The organism is Chitinophaga ginsengisoli (assembly GCF_003014595.1).
GTDB classification, from domain to species: domain Bacteria; phylum Bacteroidota; class Bacteroidia; order Chitinophagales; family Chitinophagaceae; genus Chitinophaga; species Chitinophaga ginsengisoli.
In genome coordinates, this window is record NZ_PYGK01000004.1 from 202012 (window position 1) to 220041 (window position 18030).

16 protein-coding genes are annotated in these 18030 nt (G+C 46.4%); 10 read left to right on the top strand and 6 right to left on the bottom strand.

The window, feature by feature from the left end; all coding sequences use genetic code 11:
• Nucleotides 1–38: 38 nt before the first annotated feature.
• On the bottom strand, nt 39–2345 hold the full coding sequence (gene metE / locus CLV42_RS11715; protein ID WP_106602106.1) for a 5-methyltetrahydropteroyltriglutamate--homocysteine S-methyltransferase: 2307 nt from the start codon (nt 2343–2345) through the stop codon (nt 39–41).
• Nucleotides 2346–2578: 233 nt separating this feature from the next.
• On the opposite strand from metE, the gene pepT reads away from it, so the two are divergent.
• The 3 genes from pepT to CLV42_RS11730 all read left to right on the top strand — a co-directional run bounded on the left by pepT (nt 2579) and on the right by CLV42_RS11730 (nt 5098).
• Nucleotides 2579–3823, top strand: coding sequence for a peptidase T (pepT, locus tag CLV42_RS11720; protein ID WP_106602107.1), 1245 nt, complete (start codon nt 2579–2581; stop codon nt 3821–3823).
• A 120-nt stretch (nt 3824–3943) separates the two neighbouring features.
• A complete protein-coding gene (locus CLV42_RS11725; protein ID WP_106602108.1) occupies nt 3944–4660 on the top strand; it encodes a MotA/TolQ/ExbB proton channel family protein in 717 nt (238 codons plus the stop codon).
• A gap of 27 nt (nt 4661–4687) precedes the next feature.
• Complete coding sequence (locus CLV42_RS11730; protein ID WP_106602109.1) at nt 4688–5098, top strand: ExbD/TolR family protein; 411 nt, start codon at nt 4688–4690, stop codon at nt 5096–5098.
• Nucleotides 5099–5166: 68 nt separating this feature from the next.
• On the opposite strand, the gene prmC is transcribed toward CLV42_RS11730, so the two are convergent.
• Nucleotides 5167–6024, bottom strand: a complete 858-nt coding sequence (gene prmC, locus CLV42_RS11735; protein ID WP_106602110.1) for a peptide chain release factor N(5)-glutamine methyltransferase — start codon at nt 6022–6024, stop codon at nt 5167–5169.
• 86 nt (nt 6025–6110) lie between these two features.
• Here prmC and ribD point away from each other — a divergent pair, with 86 nt between their 5' ends.
• From ribD to CLV42_RS11750, 3 genes are read left to right on the top strand one after another with little or no spacing between them, the layout of a single operon-like run.
• Nucleotides 6111–7169 carry a bifunctional diaminohydroxyphosphoribosylaminopyrimidine deaminase/5-amino-6-(5-phosphoribosylamino)uracil reductase RibD gene (ribD, locus tag CLV42_RS11740; protein ID WP_106602111.1) on the top strand — a complete coding sequence of 353 codons (1059 nt, stop codon included), beginning with the start codon at nt 6111–6113 and terminating at the stop codon, nt 7167–7169.
• A 50-nt stretch (nt 7170–7219) separates the two neighbouring features.
• Nucleotides 7220–8692, top strand: a complete 1473-nt coding sequence (locus CLV42_RS11745; RefSeq protein ID WP_106602112.1) for a hypothetical protein — start codon at nt 7220–7222, stop codon at nt 8690–8692.
• 4 nt (nt 8693–8696) lie between these two features.
• Nucleotides 8697–9293: an IMPACT family protein gene (locus tag CLV42_RS11750; RefSeq protein WP_106602113.1), complete on the top strand. Its 597-nt coding sequence runs from the start codon at nt 8697–8699 to the stop codon at nt 9291–9293.
• An 82-nt stretch (nt 9294–9375) separates the two neighbouring features.
• Here CLV42_RS11750 and CLV42_RS11755 read toward each other — a convergent pair whose 3' ends face one another.
• Both CLV42_RS11755 and CLV42_RS11760 read right to left on the bottom strand, forming a co-directional pair.
• Nucleotides 9376–10278 carry a 3-hydroxyacyl-CoA dehydrogenase family protein gene (locus CLV42_RS11755; protein ID WP_106602114.1) on the bottom strand — a complete coding sequence of 301 codons (903 nt, stop codon included), beginning with the start codon at nt 10276–10278 and terminating at the stop codon, nt 9376–9378.
• Between the two features lie 36 nt (nt 10279–10314).
• Nucleotides 10315–10980, bottom strand: coding sequence for a carboxypeptidase-like regulatory domain-containing protein (locus CLV42_RS11760; protein WP_245901625.1), 666 nt, complete (start codon nt 10978–10980; stop codon nt 10315–10317).
• 168 nt (nt 10981–11148) lie between these two features.
• Between CLV42_RS11760 and CLV42_RS11765 the strand changes: the two genes are divergently transcribed.
• A complete protein-coding gene (locus CLV42_RS11765) occupies nt 11149–12246 on the top strand; it encodes an Mrp/NBP35 family ATP-binding protein (RefSeq protein ID WP_106602116.1) in 1098 nt (365 codons plus the stop codon).
• A gap of 71 nt (nt 12247–12317) precedes the next feature.
• Here CLV42_RS11765 and CLV42_RS11770 read toward each other — a convergent pair whose 3' ends face one another.
• Both CLV42_RS11770 and CLV42_RS11775 read right to left on the bottom strand, forming a co-directional pair.
• Entirely contained in the window at nt 12318–13673 is a 1356-nt protein-coding gene (locus tag CLV42_RS11770) for a Gfo/Idh/MocA family protein (RefSeq protein WP_106602117.1), read from the bottom strand.
• 21 nt (nt 13674–13694) lie between these two features.
• The gene (locus CLV42_RS11775; RefSeq protein ID WP_170117470.1) at nt 13695–14489 is read right to left on the bottom strand and encodes a sugar phosphate isomerase/epimerase family protein; all 795 of its coding nucleotides are present in this window, start codon (nt 14487–14489) and stop codon (nt 13695–13697) included.
• A 288-nt stretch (nt 14490–14777) separates the two neighbouring features.
• Here CLV42_RS11775 and pyrF point away from each other — a divergent pair, with 288 nt between their 5' ends.
• The 3 genes from pyrF to CLV42_RS11790 all read left to right on the top strand — a co-directional run bounded on the left by pyrF (nt 14778) and on the right by CLV42_RS11790 (nt 17991).
• Nucleotides 14778–15605 carry an orotidine-5'-phosphate decarboxylase gene (pyrF, locus tag CLV42_RS11780; protein ID WP_106602119.1) on the top strand — a complete coding sequence of 276 codons (828 nt, stop codon included), beginning with the start codon at nt 14778–14780 and terminating at the stop codon, nt 15603–15605.
• 129 nt (nt 15606–15734) lie between these two features.
• The gene (locus CLV42_RS11785; protein ID WP_106602120.1) at nt 15735–16913 is read left to right on the top strand and encodes an acyl-CoA dehydrogenase family protein; all 1179 of its coding nucleotides are present in this window, start codon (nt 15735–15737) and stop codon (nt 16911–16913) included.
• A 55-nt stretch (nt 16914–16968) separates the two neighbouring features.
• Entirely contained in the window at nt 16969–17991 is a 1023-nt protein-coding gene (locus tag CLV42_RS11790; RefSeq protein WP_170117471.1) for an FAD:protein FMN transferase, read from the top strand.
• The last annotated feature ends 39 nt before the right edge of the window (nt 17992–18030 follow it).

Below are 18030 nucleotides of genomic sequence, written 5' to 3' on the forward strand. Positions count from 1 at the left end.
AGTTTTGAATGGCGGATAAATGTTTATTGAGGGTATGGTTATACTGTTGCGTTTACAGCCATGCGCATGTTGCGGGCAGCGGCCACCATGTTGCGCAATGCCTGTTCTGTCTCTGGCCATTTGCGTGTTTTTAATCCGCAGTCAGGATTTACCCAGATATTACGCGCCGGCAGTAGTTGTGTGGCTTTTTCCAGCAGTGCTGTCATTTCAGCTACCGTGGGCACCCGTGGTGAATGTATATCATATACGCCGGGGCCGATCTCATACGGATATCTGAAGGTGGAAAATACTTCCAGTAACTCCATTTGTGAGCGGGATGTTTCTATCGTGATCACATCTGCATCCATAGCGGCAATATTGCTGATAATATCATTGAATTCCGCATAACACATATGCGTGTGGATCTGTGTAGCATCTTCCACGCCGGACACTGACACGCGGAATGCTTTTACCGCCCAATCCAGGTAAGACTGCCAGTCGGCTTCACGCAGTGGTAATCCTTCCCTGATTGCCGGTTCATCCACCTGTATCACACGGATGCCTGCTTTTTCAAGATCCACAACTTCATCGCGGATGGCCAATGCTATCTGCAGGGTGGTATCAGCACGCGGTTGATCATCACGTACAAACGACCATTGCAGGATGGTAACCGGCCCTGTTAGCATGCCTTTCATTGGTTTGTCTGTCAGCGATTGTGCATAGCTGCTCCATTCGACAGTCATAGGCGCACTGCGCTGCACATCGCCATAAATTACAGGAGGTTTCACACACCTGGAACCATAGCTCTGTACCCAGCCATTCTTCGTAAATACAAAACCTTCCAGTTGTTCTCCGAAGTATTCAACCATGTCATTGCGCTCAAATTCTCCATGTACTAGTACATCGATGCGCAGGGTTTCCTGCAGTTGTACGGAATCCTGTATAGCCTTGCGGATAGCAGCATCGTATTCTTGAGAGGTAATAACTCCTTTTTTGAAATCGGCACGTAGTTTCCTGATATCTTCCGTTTGAGGGAAGGACCCGATAGTAGTGGTGGGAAACAGAGGCAGTTGTAATACGGCTTCCTGCGCTTTCTGTCTGATGGGAAATGCGTTCTTACGTTCAGCATCAGCCGCAGTCAATGCAGCCAGTCTGGCTTTTACTGCAGGTTTATGAATGATGGCGGCAGTGCTCTTTTCCTGTATAGTTGCCTGGTTGGCTTTTAGTAGATCTTTGTTGCCGGCAATAATATCTCTGAGTGCAATTACTTCATGTACTTTCTGTTTGGCAAAAGCCATCCAGTTCTTGATCTGCGGCGTAAGTACTGTTTCATCGGTTTCCAGGTCAAGGTCATAAGGTGTATGCAGCAGTGAGCAGGAGCTAGCTATCAATACCCGTTCTTCTCCCAGTGCAGCGATGGCTTTGTGTACCAGTTGCAGCGACTTTTCATAATTGTTCTTCCAGATGTTGCGGCCATTTACCACACCCACAGAGAGTTGCAGCGTATCGGGCAGGGAAGCCAGTATGGTATCCAGCTGTTCTGGTGCCCGTACCAGGTCGATGTGTAGCGCATCTACGGGAAGCTGTACTGCCAGCGGCGTGTTATCCTGTAGTCCGCCGAAATAGGTGGTCAGGAGTACCTTCAATGCAGGAACGGCTTCCCGGATCTGTGTATATGCGTAGTGGAACAACTCCTGTTGGGCGGGTGTTAAGTCGAGCACCAGTGTTGGTTCATCCAGCTGTACCCAGGTAGCGCCTGCCGCTTGCAGCGATTGCAGCAATGTTATATAAACAGGCAATAGCTGTTCGAGCAGATCTGCCCCCTGTAGTTCTTCGTCCTTGATCTTACCCAACAGCAGGAAGCTGACAGGGCCTATCAACACAGGTTTGGTATGTATACCCAAGGACAATGCTTCTTTAAATTCCTCCAGGCATTTGTTGTATAACAACCGATATTTTTGAGAGCTATCGAATTCCGGTACCAGGTAATGATAATTGGTATCAAACCATTTGGTCATTTCCATCGCAGTAGCATCAAATCCATTCTTCTGATAACCACGGGCCATGGCAAAATATAACTCAGGACTGCCGGGTGTTACGAGACTTTCCATCAAAGCTTTAAAACGGGAAGGAATGGTACCTGTCATAATACACATATCCAATATCTGGTCATAATAAGAGAAATCATTGGAGGGAATCAAGTCTATGCCTGCATTATGAAGGGTTTCCCAGTTCTGGCGACGTAGTTGCCTGGCGGTGAGTTGTAACTTTTCTAAGGAGATCTTTCCTGCCCAATAGGCTTCGTTTGCCTTCTTTAGTTCCCGGTTGCTACCAATACGCGGGTAGCCAAGAATGTTGGTTTGCATACTTACTGATTTAAACGATAATAACCCTGTATCTTTTCTATGCAAACTTATAATTGTGGAACAAAATATGGATATTATATTTTTATTTGGTGTTTTGTACTTTATTATAGGTGTATAAAGATAAATATGCTGTTTTGGAATAAAACTAGCGCAGAAACAGTGTTTTTTTCTGTTGAACATGGAAATCATGTGATGCTTATTTCCCGGAATCTGAAATTCCTTACGTTTGCACTATGTTCAACAATTATAAATACACGGTAACAGAGCGCTTTATGCGCTACGTACAGATCGATACACAATCAGATCCGCTGAGTAAGAGCTTCCCTTCTACAGAGAAGCAAAAGGACCTGGGAAAACTATTGGTAGAAGAGCTGCAGGCAATGGGCATCAAAGATGCAGTGATGGACGAACATGGATATGTCTTTGCTACCATTCCCGGCAACACGGACAAGCCTGTACCTGTGATCTGCTTCTGTTCACATATGGATACTTCCAGCGATTGTAGTGGTAAAGACGTAAAGCCCATCATCCATGAACAATATGATGGAGGAGATATTGCCTTACCGGAAGAAGGAACCGTGATCAGAGCAGCCGAACACCCATACCTGCAGTCCAAAAAAGGGGATGACATCATCACTGCCAGTGGTTCTACCTTGCTGGGAGCAGATGACAAGGCGGGTGTTGCGGAGATCATGGATGCTGCACACTTCCTGCTGACGCATCCAGAGATCAAACATGGGGATATCCGTATCCTTTTCACTCCGGATGAGGAAGTAGGCCGTGGTGTTGAAAAACTGGACATGAAAAGATTAGGTGCGCAGTTTGGCTATACGATGGATGGGGGAGAACGTGGTTCACTGGAAGAAGAAAGTTTTTCTGCCGATGCAGCTAAGATTGTCATTCAGGGTGTGAGCGTGCATCCGGGTACTGCGAAAGATAAACTGGTAAGTGCTATCAAAATAGCCAGTGAGATCGTAGATGCTCTGCCAAAGGATGGCTTATCTCCCGAAACAACGGAAGACCGCCAGGGCTTTATTCATCCAGTGAGGATGCAGGGGATAGTGGAACACGCGGAGATAGACTTCATCCTTCGTGACTTTATTACCGCAAAGCTGGACGATCATGCGGCTTTTCTACAGAATATTATGAACATGGTCATGGCCCGTCATCCACGGGCCACTGCAACGCTGACCATTACACAGCAATACCGCAACATGAAAGAAGTGCTGGACCTGCATCCACAGGTAACAGCCAATGCGGAAGAAGCCATCCGCCGTGCCGGCGTGGAGCCTTTAAGATTGATTATCAGGGGTGGAACGGACGGTTCCAGGCTTTCTTTTATGGGATTGCCCTGTCCTAATATCTTCACCGGAGAGATGGCCCTACACAGCAAATATGAGTATGTAAGTATCCAGGACATGTATAAAGCCGTGCAGACTATTGTATATCTGGCACAGGTTTGGGAAGAACGTAGCTGATTTAGTTGGTTGATTGGCAATAATTTGCCAGAACATACGTTAAATGTTTACCATATTATTGGTATCTTCCGGCCTTGTTGCATCTGAATTTAATACTTTTGCAAGGTTAAAATTTTTTTCATGCTCTTAGGACTCGTTACATTACTACAGGATTCTCTATTACAGCCAAAGGCAGATACGGTTGCCAATGCGGCTGCAAATGTTGCAGCTGGTGATCAGCACATCAAATTACTCGACCTGCTGATGAAGGGGGGCGTACTGATGATCCCATTGGGGATACTTTCCATTATCGCTGTTTTTGCGTTCGTAGAAAGGTATCTTACTATCTCTAAGGCCGGTAAGCTGGAAGATAACTTCATGCCCATGATCAGGGACCACATCTCCAACGGCAATATCTCCGCTGCCCGTTCTTTGTCAAAGAACACCAACAGTCCTATCGCACGTATGATCGATAAGGGGGTACAACGTATCGGTAAACCGATCGAGAGTATCGAAAAATCCATGGAGAATGTAGGTAAACTGGAAATTTACAAGATGGAAAAGAACTTAGTGATCCTGTCTATTATTGCGGGTATTGCACCTATGTTCGGATTCCTTGGTACCATTGCCGGTATGATCCAGACCTTCTTCAACATCTCCATCACATCCGATATCACACTGGGTACTATCGCAGGTGGTATCTATGTGAAAATGATCACTTCCGCTACTGGTCTGATCATCGGGTTGGTGGCCTACATCGGTTACAGCTTCCTGAATGCACAGATCGATAAGGTTATCAATAAAATGGAAGGCGCTTCAGCAGAGTTCATTGATATTTTGCAAGAACCAACGAGATAATTTATTGATAATTCGTAATTGTAAAATATGAACCTACGCAATAGAAGAAATAAACGGCATGTAGAGTTGCACAACGGGGCATTGAATGATATCCTGTTCATTCTCCTGCTGTTCTTCCTGATCGTATCCACACTGGCTAATCCTAACGTGATCAAGCTGACACTGCCTAAAGCGAAAAGCAATACCAAGGCCAAACAGACAGTGGTGATCAGTATCAATGATAAAAGGGAGTTCTTTGTAGGTACCAACAAAGTGCCTTTTGAAAGCCTGAAACAGATGCTGATACCCGCTATTGGACGTGAAACCGTCGATCCTACTATTGTGATCAATGCGGAGAAAAGTGTGCCTGTAGAAGATGTAGTGAAGGTAATGGAAGTTGCCCGTGAAATAGGCGCAAAAGTGGTGCTGGCTACGGCTAATCCGCAGAGTAAAGGATAATATATCTGAAATACATAGATCGCGGTTCCATATAACAGCTGAAATGTTATACGGAACCGCGAATTTTTTTATAGTAAGGCTTTCACCATTCTGTCTTTTCCAAACAGGTCCTTTTTCACTTCCACATGCAGATAACCCTGTCCGCGTAACAAGTCTGCCGTTTCTTCCCCAAATGCTTCATTGATCTCAAAATACAGGACCCCACCGGGGTTCAGTTTCTCCTTCGCCAATAACCCGATCTGCCGGTAAAACAGTAACGCATCATCATCCGGTACGAATAAAGCAATAGAGGGTTCATAAGCCACTACCTGTTCCTGCATACCTGCACTTTCCTGCTGGCAGATATACGGAGGATTACTAACGATAATGTCAAACATAGGTAATGCTGCTGAAGCGTTTGTATTCAGAATGTCTACCTGCTCAAAATGAACATCCAGTTGCTGCTGCTGCGCATTCGAGCGTGCCGTTTCCAGTGCGCCTGCGCTGATATCAACTGCCCAGACGGTGGCGGCAGGCAGCTCTTTCTTAAGGGCGATGGGGATAGCGCCGCTGCCGGTACCTATATCAAGTATTCTCCGGTTGGGTAATTTACTGTTACGTACATCCTGCACAATCCATTCCACCAGTTCTTCCGTTTCCGGGCGGGGAATGAGCACATGGGCATTTACCTGCAGCTCCATGCCATAGAACCAGCTGCTGCCGGTAACATATTGTACCGGCTGATGTGCCAGCAATGCTGTAAGGGCCTGTTCTAATTGTATGGCCTGGAGAGCTGTCAGCTCTTTGTCCTTATAAACGATCCTGTCCATTTTTGACAGGCCTGTTATATGCTCCATCACGATATGCGCAATATTGGCGGCTTCCCGCTGGTCGTGACCAGGAGCCAGGGAGGTGATGAGCTGTGTAAAGGCGGCCTGTATTGTCATATAGCGTGTATAAAAATGTACTGTGCAGGGAAAATCCCTGCTGAAACGATATTTTTGCACACAAAAGTATAATATCAGACGCTATCATGGACAGCTCCTTTGATGAAATTTATATGCAACGGTGCCTGCAGCTGGCAAAGCTGGGAGCGGGGAATGTAGCGCCTAATCCTATGGTAGGCGCTGTATTGGTGTATGAGGGCCGTATTATCGGTGAAGGTTATCACCAGCAGTATGGTCATGCGCATGCAGAGGTAAACTGTGTCAGATCTGTAAAACCGGAAGATCAGCCGCTGATTCCCGCTTCGACTATGTACGTAAGTCTGGAGCCCTGTGCTCACTATGGTAAAACACCGCCCTGTGCAGAGCTGATCGTTGCACAGAAAATAGGAGAGGTGGTAATAGGTTGTGTAGATACTTTCTCCCAGGTATCAGGACGAGGTATTGCTATCCTGAAAGAGGCCGGTATCAGGGTGAGGACACATGTACTGGAAACCGCCTCCCGACAGCTGAATGAGCGCTTTTTTACTTTTCATGAGCAGCAACGCCCTTATATTATATTAAAATGGGCACAGAGTGCGGCGGGTTATATGGCTGCTGCGGATGGATCTCCTGTGCGTATTTCAAATCCGCTGACTGACAGATTGGTACATCGCTGGCGTAGTGAAGAAATGGGAATACTGGTAGGTACCAATACGGCAGTAGCAGATAATCCCCGTTTAAACAACCGCTACTGGACAGGTAAAGACCCTGTTAGAATAGTCATAGACTGCACACTGAAAACGCCCCGTCATTATCATTTATGGAACGGCGCAACGCCCACATTGTTTATCACAGGGGAAGTTGCTACGAAGGACGGGGAAACGGAAACAGTCACAGCCGATTTTGGGCAGCCACTTCTGCCGCAGTTAATGCAGCTATTGCATGAAAGACGCATATTAAGTGTGCTGGTGGAAGGCGGACCTTATGTGCTGAATGAATTTATAGCAGCAGGTCTTTGGGATGAAGCCCGTGTCATCATTGGCAGCCATTCACTGCCGGAAGGCGTAAAATCGCCGGTATTGGCAAATAGCTTGCTGACAGAAGAGACTTTGCTGGATGGCGACAGGATATTGTATTACCGCAACAGAAAGGAGGGAACGGTATAATGAACTTGCTGAGGCTCCCTGTGTGTATGTTGATACTGTTCTGTTGCTGTATGCTGAAGGTATATGGCCAGACGGATAAATGGGTAGGCACCTGGACGATGGAGTACAAACCATGGCCTACTACAAACGGTATTAAACTACAGTTACAGATAGGCAAGCCTGAAAGAGATATGCTCTATCCGGCACAACTGAAAGTGACCTATTCTCCCTTTTCAGGCACTTACGAAGTACTATTAGCGAAAAAAAATGATAACCAGCTGGGTATTGGCCGGGCAAAATATCCGGTAGAGGAGAACCCGTTCCACCTGGGTGCCTGGATGCTTTACCTGAACGGTACTTTAAATTATCAGGCCAAAGGATCGCCGGAGCTGGGTTTGCAACGGATGTGGATAGACTCGCACCAGTTATATATGCAAGGGTTATATGCAGACGATGAGATGTATGCATATATGAAAGACCTGTTGAGGGAGCTGCTTTCCCGCAAAGATATTGTACTGAAGAAACAGAATAATACTCCCTGGCAGCACAAGGATATACGCCGGATGTTACATCCTGAAGAGGATTCCATTTACTTTGGTATTTATGATAAAGTGGATGTGTATGATTCTATCGTACCATTGTCGATCAGAGATGAGAATGTTATTGACAGAGATACAGTGACCTTGTTGCTGAATGGTAAACCACTGCTGGACAAGTCATATATCAGTGAGACAGGAAGAACTTTGCAAATTCCCCTGGATAGTGGTATTAATATTGTAACACTGTTCGCAGATAACTATGGTCGTCTGCCACCGAATACCGGTGCATTTAAAGTAAAGACGACTACCGGGTCGTACATGTTTGATTTCTCCGACAGACCGAATTTATATGCGACTTTCCTGGTAGCACAACTGAACCGTTTACCACGTAAACCCGTTAAGGATACGATGAAAGCGGTAGCTGTAAATACACCGGAGAAACGGAACGACATACCGGGTACCGGCAGCGCTGTCAGGGATAGCGCTGGTGGGGCAATGAAAGCGTCCGCAGGTGTAACCGGACCACAGGCGGTAACCACTGCCAGGACTGATATCAGTCATATTCAGGGCCGTAATTCCGGTCATCCTGTGAAGGACAGCATCAGGTCTTCGTTGCTTAAACCTATTGATGACAAACGTATTGCGGAACGGCATACAAGTTTGTTAGAAAAGATCAGTGTACAACAGGCCGATGTAACGCTGGAGTTGTGGGATGATGCTGCAGAAGATGGTGACAGCATCTCAATACGCATGAACGGACTGGAAGTAGTGACCGGTTTCCCGGTAAAACGGCAACGGCAGCAACTGAAAGTGACCCTGCAGCAGGGAGAGAACAGGCTGATCATGCTGGCTGATAATCTTGGCAGCATTCCTCCTAATACAGCAGTAATGAGAATTGTGGCAGGAACATTAAGGAAATACGTGACAATAAAAACAGATCTGCAGCAGAACAATATGCTACTGATCATTTATGAGCCGGAGGCTGATACCACCGGCAAACAATAACAGCATGGAAGTTTATTTTACTATAGAAAAAACAGCAACCGCAGAATTCAAAGACAGGGGCAGCAAGTTCCTTGCATATGCCTGGCCTGTAAAGACGGCAGATCAGGTAAAAGACTGTCTGCAGGAAGTGAAGAAGGAACACCCCAAAGCTACCCATCATTGTTTTGCTTACCGCCTTGGTACTGACGGACTACAATTCAGGGCAAATGATGATGGGGAACCATCCGGTACTGCCGGCAAACCTATTCTGGGGCAGATAGACAGTAAACAACTGACGGATGTGCTGGTGGTGGTAGTACGTTATTTTGGAGGTACTTTGCTGGGTGCACCGGGTCTGATTAACGCCTATAAAATGTCCACAGCTATGGTGTTACAGCTGATTCCTGTGGTACAGAAAAACGTGGAGGCTAAATATCACCTGAGCTTCGACTATACTATTATGAATGAGATCATGACAGTGCTGAAGCAGCAGAATTGTACGATATATATGCAGGAGCTGCAGCTGTTTTGTGAGATGGAAATCGGTATTCCGAAGGCCGTACAGGAGTTAACGCTGTTAAAGTTGAAGGATATCCGGGGGCTGGAGATGAGAAAGATATAGTCAGGAATTATAGCATTTACATGCAATTGGTAAAACAGCATTAACTGTATTTCCAATTGCATGTAATGTTATTATCCGGCGATTAAATATTTACTGTTTTTGAGAATCTTTCACTGACTACCAGGTCTTTACTTCCCTTTTCGTACTTGTAAAACCCTTCGCCGCTTTTTACGCCCAGGTAACCCGCAGTCACCATATTCACCAATAAGGGGCAAGGCGCATATTTAGGATTACCAAAACCATCGTGTAATACACGCATGATAGAAAGGCATACATCCAGCCCAATGAAATCTGCCAGCTGTAATGGTCCCATCGGGTGCGCCATTCCAAGTTTCATCACAGTATCAATTTCTGTTACACCGGCCACTCCTTCATATAGTGAATAAATGGCTTCATTGATCATTGGCATCAGGATGCGGTTAGCAATAAAGCCAGGGTAATCATTTACCACACAAGGCACTTTGCCGAGCTGCTCTGATAGAGTCACAATAGCAGCAGTAACCGTCTGCTCCGTAGCATAACCGTTGATGATCTCTACCAGCTTCATTACCGGTACAGGATTCATAAAATGCATACCGATGACCTTACCTGCCTTTTGCGTAACGGCAGCAATCCGGGTAATGGAAATAGAAGAGGTGTTGGTGGCCAGTATGGTGTCGGGAGACGTATGAAGATCCAGTTCTTTGAAGATCTTCAGTTTAAGGTCCACATTTTCAGTGGCTGCCTCCACCACCAGTTCTGCGGTTTTTACACCGGCAGACAAGTCAGTGAATGTGGTAATGTACTGTAAGGTCTGGCGTTTGACGTCTTCAGTAATGGACCCTTTTGCCAGTTGCCTGTCAAGATTCTTTTCGATGGTCTGCAGGGCACGTTCCAGTGCCGGGGCAGAAACATCAATGAGGTTGACTTTAAAACCGTTCTGTGCAAATACGTGCGCAATACCATTTCCCATGGTACCTGCGCCGATGACAGCAATTTGTTGCATGGTGTAGTGATGTTTAAGAGATGGAGTTAAGCCAGGTTAAAAACCATAACTGTAGTTATTGTTATTCTTATTCTTAAAGTCACCTCGTTTCCATGCCTGAATAAACTGCGCCCAGGCAAGCGGATTCAGAATATTCTGAGGAGCCTGCTGCCCGGCATAATAGAGTGATTGCGCCTGTTTGTTCATGTACATGTTGGTCGCTTCGCGGGCGTCCGGAGGTATATAACGTGAAAGTGCGCGCATACGGGCCTCTTCTGTATTCTTGCGGGCCAGTTCGTATTCATCATCCGGAATGTCCGAGCTGACAAATGCTTTTTCAAATTCCTCCCTGGTGGGGTAAGGTTTAATGATAGTAACCGGCAGATAGGTTGTGTCATCCACCAGCAGTTGTATCATGGAGTAATTGTTTCCGGGCAGATTCATGGGAATCTTGAAATCTTTTCGCTTGAAACCCACGGCGCTGAAAGTAAGGGTATCCCCTTTAAACGCAACGATGGAGAACACACCCTGGCTGTTGGAAATAGTACCACGGTGCTGGCCTCTTACCAGGATACTTACCGCCGGCACAGCTCTCAGGCTGTCTGCCGTCATGGTAATACCGGAAATCTGGATAATGCTGTCTTTGAACTGCGAGAGTTGGGCTTTCAGCAGGAAAGGAAAAAACAGGAAAAATAGCAGTATGTAGGTACTCTTTTTGTTCATGCCGCCTCTAAGATAAATTATTTGTTTTAAAACAGGAGCCATAGGATTGTGTTCCAGTCAATATAGATGATGAATGGAAGAGAGATCGACAAAAACTATGACAGCGCTGACAAATTAAGTCGCAATTGGGTTAACTTTGCATTCTGGAATTAAAATTAACAACTATTTATGATCACAACGGAGCAGATATTGAAGGCTTTGAGCAATGTGGAAGAGCCTGATCTGGGGAAGGACCTGGTAACACTGAATATGGTGAAAGATATTGAGATTGATGGTAATAAGGTGAAATTTACCGTTGTCCTCACTACCCCTGCCTGCCCGCTCAAAGATCTGATCAGGAATGCCTGTGTGAATGCGATACATCACCTTGTTAGCAAGGATGCGGAAGTTCAGGTGAATATGACAGCCAACGTAAACTCCAACAGGAAAGATGGCAGAAGTGTATTACCAAACGTGAAGAATATCATCGTTGTAGCCTCCGGTAAAGGAGGTGTAGGTAAATCCACCGTTGCTGCTAACCTGGCCCTGGCCCTGTCTGAAGGCGGCGCCAAGGTAGGACTCATGGATGCAGATATTTACGGCCCGTCCGTACCCATTATGTTTGGTGTACGCGGTGAACGTCCGATGATGGAAACTGTGGAAGGTAAAGGCATGATAGTCCCCCTGGAGAAACATGGTATCAAACTGATGTCCATCGGGTCACTGATAGATGAAAAGCAGGCAGTTGTATGGCGTGGCCCTATGGCCAGCAGCGCGCTCAAACAGTTCCTTACAGATGTCAACTGGGGAGAACTGGATTACCTGGTAATTGACACCCCTCCCGGTACGGGTGATATCCACCTGACCCTGGTGCAGACAGTACCGGTAACAGGTGTGGTAATGGTGACCACACCACAGGATGTGGCACTGGCAGATGCCAAAAAAGGCATAGCGATGTTTGGTGGTTCTCAGATCAATGTACCGATCCTGGGCCTGGTAGAAAATATGTCTTATTTCACGCCGGCGGAGCTGCCGAACAACAAATACTACATATTCGGCAAGGAAGGCGGTAAACGTCTGGCAGAACAGCTGGAAATTCCATTCCTGGGGCAGATACCATTGGTGCAGAGCATCCGTGAAGGCGGCGACGATGGTATCCCGGCGATGGTAGGCGGAGACAATGCCACTCAGTTGGCATTTATGGGCTTTGCCAGCATGGTAGCCCGTAACATTGCAATGAGAAATGCGAACGTACCACCTACAAAGATTGTAGAGGTGTTTGTATAAGCAAATAATTATGCAAAGAAAAAGCCCTCGCCATTGGCAGAGGGCTTTTTTCATTATAGCAAGAGAAACAACTACAATAAGAACGGTTTGCCACCCACTATTACCTCCTGGTTCACTTCATCGAAAGTAGCTTTCTGACCGGTACGGAAAGCCGCATTTGCCATAATAAGCGCGATAGAGTGGGAGTAAGCTGCTTCTATAGGCGCATTGGTAGGTTTACGGTCACGTACGCTCTGCATCCAGTTGCGCATATGTGCATTGGTCAGCGGATCGCCTCCCATGTTAGCAGAGGTGGCCACTTTGGTTTCATTGGTTGACAGTGTCATTTCAGGCAGCAGGTTGGCATGCAGCCCCATTTCCTGCGCCTCTCTTTCTGTGAGACCTCCGGTAGGCGCGATCTTGTTCTTGTCAATATCGATCGTACCGCCGTTGGAATAATACATTTCCTTGGTGCCGCCGGCAGAGTTGGAGAACCTGGAGCTGTAAGCTACCTGGAAGCCGGAGGTAGGATCATTTTCAGGACCGTATTCAAATACTGCTGTGATGGTATCGGCATTGGTGCGGCCATCTTTCCACATATAGATACCACCGTTGGCAACCGCGGTACGCGGATGTTTCAGACCACTGAACCAGTGTACGGTGTCGATCTGGTGGGTCATCCATTGACCAAAGATACCTGAGGAATAAGGCCAGAACAGGCGATATTCCAGGTATTTACGCGGATCCCATTTATCTTTCGGACGACCTGCCAGGAAGCGTTGCCAGTCAGTGTCTGATTCACGGATCTCATTTACAAGCGCAGGTCTGCGCCAGCGTCCGGGTTGATTCACGTTCCAGGTCATTTCCACCATAGTGATCGGTCCGAATTTGCCTTCTTTGATGAAATTATTGGCAGCATGATAGCTGTCGCCACTACGGCGTTGTGTACCCACCTGGAATATCTTTCCTGAAGCTTTCACGGCTTTCAGTGCTTTACGGGCATCATCCATAGTTTCCGCGAATGGTTTTTCGCAGTACACATCCATTCTGTTACCCACAGCTTCAATAGTATGAAAAGCGTGCTGAAAATCGGCAGTCGCAATGATCACCGCATCCAGGTCCTTCATTTTGTATAATTCATCATTGTTGATGCAGGCTTTTATATCATGTCCGGCTTTATTCTGCAGGAATGCTTTTCCTTCCTCACGTCTGCGATTCCAGATATCTGATACGGCAATAATATCAAAGTTCAGCTCCTTGTTATTATTAAAGAAACAGGGTAGCAAGGTCTGTCTCGCACGATCAGAAAATCCTACGAGTCCTACATTGACCCTGTCATTGGCACCGATGATGCGGGCATAGCTGCTGGCAGGCAATCCCATTGCGGTGAGTGTAACACCTGCGCCGGTGAGCAGGGAATCTTTCAGGAATTCACGACGTGATTTCATTTCTATATAGATTTAATTGGTTTACTGTTTATAGGCCATTTTTATCTGGTTGCGCATATAGTCCAGTGTAGGTTTTCCTTGTGTAGCCATATTCTCCCAGCGGCATTCCAGGGAGATCCTGCCGGTATACCGGATACTTGCGAGTGCAGCGATATAGGGTGCCACATCATTGCCGGTGGAACCAGGAGCCGTTCTTTTTTCTCTCTCTGCAATATGACAATGCACCAGGTGCTTGCTGGCTTTTTTGATCACATCGGGCGACTCATGCTCTTTCAGCATATGATAAATATCTGCTGTCAGCTTGAAATTGGGATGCTTTACAGCTGTTACGATAGCATCGGCTTCCGCAAGGGTATTCACGAAATTGGTCTCTGTACTGTTCAGGTTTTCAATGGCGATGACACAGTCATATTTCCCCGCTACAACAGCCATTTTACGGCATAGATTGATGAACTGCAGTGTAGCGGTGTCTTTATTGTAATTCTCCGGGAGTCTACGGGAACCACCGCTGCCTAATACCACCACCCCGATGCCTGCCCTTTTGGCCCTGGCCATTACACCGTCTACATAGGTCAATACCTGCTGCTCGTTGACATTATTACCTGTGAGCCGGATCTCTCCGGGAAAAAAGACATTACATGCCTGTACTTTACACTGCATTTTCTGCAATTGTGCAAGATGGAGGCGAAAAGTATCTTCCGGTATGGCGGGAGACAACAATTTCTGTACATTTTCTTCAATGTAATCATAGCCGGCAGCATGCAGAAGACTATCATTCGTACGGGAAGTAGCAACTCCAACCAGGGGAACCTTCATTTGTGCATTCGATTGCAAAGCACAAAGGAAGAGGGCTAAAAAGATAAGTCGGGAACAGTTTTTCATATTATTTTTTTCATGAACGCGGTGCCTAAAAGTTAGGAACATTATTTTAAAAATCCAAATGGACGGGGCTACAGCGGTATCTTGATAACCTATCTGGCGCTTTTCAGATTCTTTTGTTATATTTATATGAGAGCGGAAACAATATTCCAGAATTAGCTAATATTTCATTTCAAACGGCATTGCTTAAGTTTTACTTAACTTTGCGCCCCAAATCAATCATTTATGAACAGACAGGAACTGGTGAATCTGATAAAGGAGAGGCAATCTTATCTCTGTGTGGGATTAGACACGGACCTTCATAAGATTCCCCGCCATTTACTCTCTCATCCCGACCCCGTATTTGCTTTTAACAAAGCCATTATTGATGCTACAAAGGATCTTTGCGTATCCTACAAGATCAATACTGCTTTTTACGAGTGTATGGGCATCCGCGGATGGGAAAGCCTGCAACGCACGGTTGAGTACATCCCTTCCGGCCTGTTTACCATTGCTGATGCCAAGCGTGGTGACATAGGCAATACTTCCACACAATACGCCAAAACATTCTTTGAAACATACAATTTCGATGCAGTGACTGTGGCGCCTTACATGGGCCGCGACAGTGTACTGCCTTTTCTGTCTTTCAACGAAAAGTGGACCATCATGCTGGGCCTCACCTCCAATGAGGGCAGCCAGGACTTCCAGTTACAGCAATCAGGCGATGAATACCTCTATGAAAAGGTAATGAAGGCCGGTATGAGCTGGGGAACGCCTGATAATCTGATGTTTGTGGTAGGCGCTACCCAGACTTCCCAGTTAGGGTATATCCGCCAGCTGGTGCCGGACCATTTCTTCCTGGTGCCCGGCGTCGGTGCTCAGGGTGGTAACCTACAGGATATTTCTGCCCAGGCCATGAATAAAGACTGCGGTCTGCTGGTAAATGCCAGCCGTTCCATCATCTACGCCGGTAATGGTGAAGACTTTGCCAACGATGCCCGCGCTGCGGCCCTGCAGTTGCAACAGGAAATGGCCGAGTGCCTCGAAGCAAAACAGACATTGGCCAACAGCTAACGGGCTGTTGGATATCATAATGCAGTCCATAGTCAGTAGAATTGTCCCTTTTGGGAATGTTCTTCAGACTATGGACTTTTTTTGTGGATGAAGTCTTAAATTGAGAAAGACTTATAAAACGTGTTCCACATGCTTAAAGACCTGTTTCAATCCCCCGATTATTTCCACATAGACGATTTGTTGACCGAAGAACATTTAATGGTGCGTGATGCCGTACGGCAATGGGTGAAAAAAGAAGTTTCCCCCATTATTGAAGATGCCTGCCAGCACGCTACCTTTCCTTCACATATTATCAAAGGCCTGGGCGAACTAGGCTGCTTTGGCCCTACCATTCCGCAGGAATACGGTGGTGGAGGCATGGATCATATTGCCTACGGGCTGATGATGCAGGAACTCGAAAGAGGGGACAGTGGGATAAGGTCTACCGCCTCCGTACAGGGTTCCCTTGTGATGTACCCGATCTTTACCTTCGGAAGCGAAGAGCAAAAGCGTAAATACCTGCCTAAACTGGCCTCAGGAGAGTGGATGGGGTGTTTCGGACTGACGGAGCCAGATTTTGGTTCCAATCCATCCGGGATGATCACCCATTTTAAGGATGCCGGCGACCATGTGATCCTGAACGGTTCCAAAATGTGGATCTCCAATGCTCCTTTTGCACAGATAGCCGTGGTGTGGGCAAAGGATGACGAGGGCGCTATAAGAGGCATTATCGTGGAACGCGGAATGGAGGGATTCACCACACCGGAAACCAAAGGTAAATGGAGCCTCAGGGCCAGCGCTACCGGTGAACTGGTATTTGATAACGTAAAGGTGCCCAAAGAAAATATCCTGCCAAACGTAAAAGGCCTCAAGGGGCCACTCAGTTGTCTTTCTTCTGCCCGTTATGGGATTGCCTGGGGAGTAACAGGTGCTGCTATGGACTGTTATGACACCGCTTTACGATATGCCAAGGAACGTATTCAATTTGATAAGCCTATTGGCGGTTTCCAGCTTACACAAAAAAAGCTGGCAGAAATGATCACGGAGATTACCAAGGCCCAGCTGATGAACTGGCGCCTGGGCGTCCTGAAGAACGAAGGAAAAGCTACTCCTGCACAGATCTCTATGGCTAAGCGTAACGCCTGCGAAATAGCCTCGAATATTGCCAGAGAAGCCCGGCGCATACTGGGTGGAATGGGTATCACCGGAGAATTCCCTATCATGCGCCACATGATGAACCTGGAAAGTGTGATCACCTATGAAGGTACACATGAAATTCACCTGTTGATCACCGGTCAGGACATCACCGGCCTGGATGCATTTCATTGATGTTGTTGCTTATCTTTCGTAAATAAAATTTTCAGCTACGAGATTCATGTATATTATGACGGACAGACTGGCAAATGTAAAACAGCTGGTTATTTTGTTTTTTGTCCTTTGCTTCAGTACCAGCACTGCAGCCCAACGACTGGTAACTCTGGAAGGAAAGGCGCAGGGCACCTACTATATCATCAAATATCTTTCTGATGATACGACTTCTCTGGAGCATGCAGTAGATTCCCTTTTTGCAGATATCGATCAGTCCCTGTCCCTGTATAAACCAGGATCTCTTATCAATCGTTTTAATAACGGAAATAGGGTGCAGATGGATCATCATATGCAGTCAGTTGTGAAAAGGTCATTAGAGATCAGTAAAGCAAGTAATGGTGCTTTTGATATTACTGTAAAACCTTTGGTGGATATCTGGGGATTTGGTGTACGTAAACCCACAGTACAAAAGATACCGGCAGCCGATACTTTACAGCGCATCCTGCAATATGTGGGTTACAAATATTTACAGGTCCACGGACAACAACTGACGAAGAAGAAAAAAGGTGTGGAGATTGATTGTAATGGTATTGCTCAGGGATATACTTCAGATGTAATGGGCCGCTTACTGGAGCAGAAAGGGATTATGAATTACCTCGTGGATGTTGGTGGGGAGTTGTGCAGTAAAGGGCATAATCAGCATGGCAAAGTATGGACGGTTGGCATCGAACGTCCTGCCACAGATGATAATGCTTATCCTGTGCAGGCATTACTGGCGCTGGATAATAAAGCTATCACAACCAGCGGTAATTATCGGCGTTTCTTCGATCAGGGAGGTACCCGTTTCGCACATAGCATAGATCCTATTAGCGGTGAAGCATTACATAGTAACATTATCAGTGTAACGGTCATTGCCCGTGATGCAATTACAGCGGATGGATTTGACAATGCACTGATCTTAATGGGAGTGGAGCGAGGACTGTCTTTTATCAGTCAACATCCTGCATACGGGTTGGAAGCATATTTCATCTACAAGGATGAAAAAGGTAAAATACAGGAACGTTTTTCTCCCGGCTTTGAAAAGTTACTGATCAGATAAAAGAAGGTCCCGTATCACTACAGGACCTTCTCCGGAAAA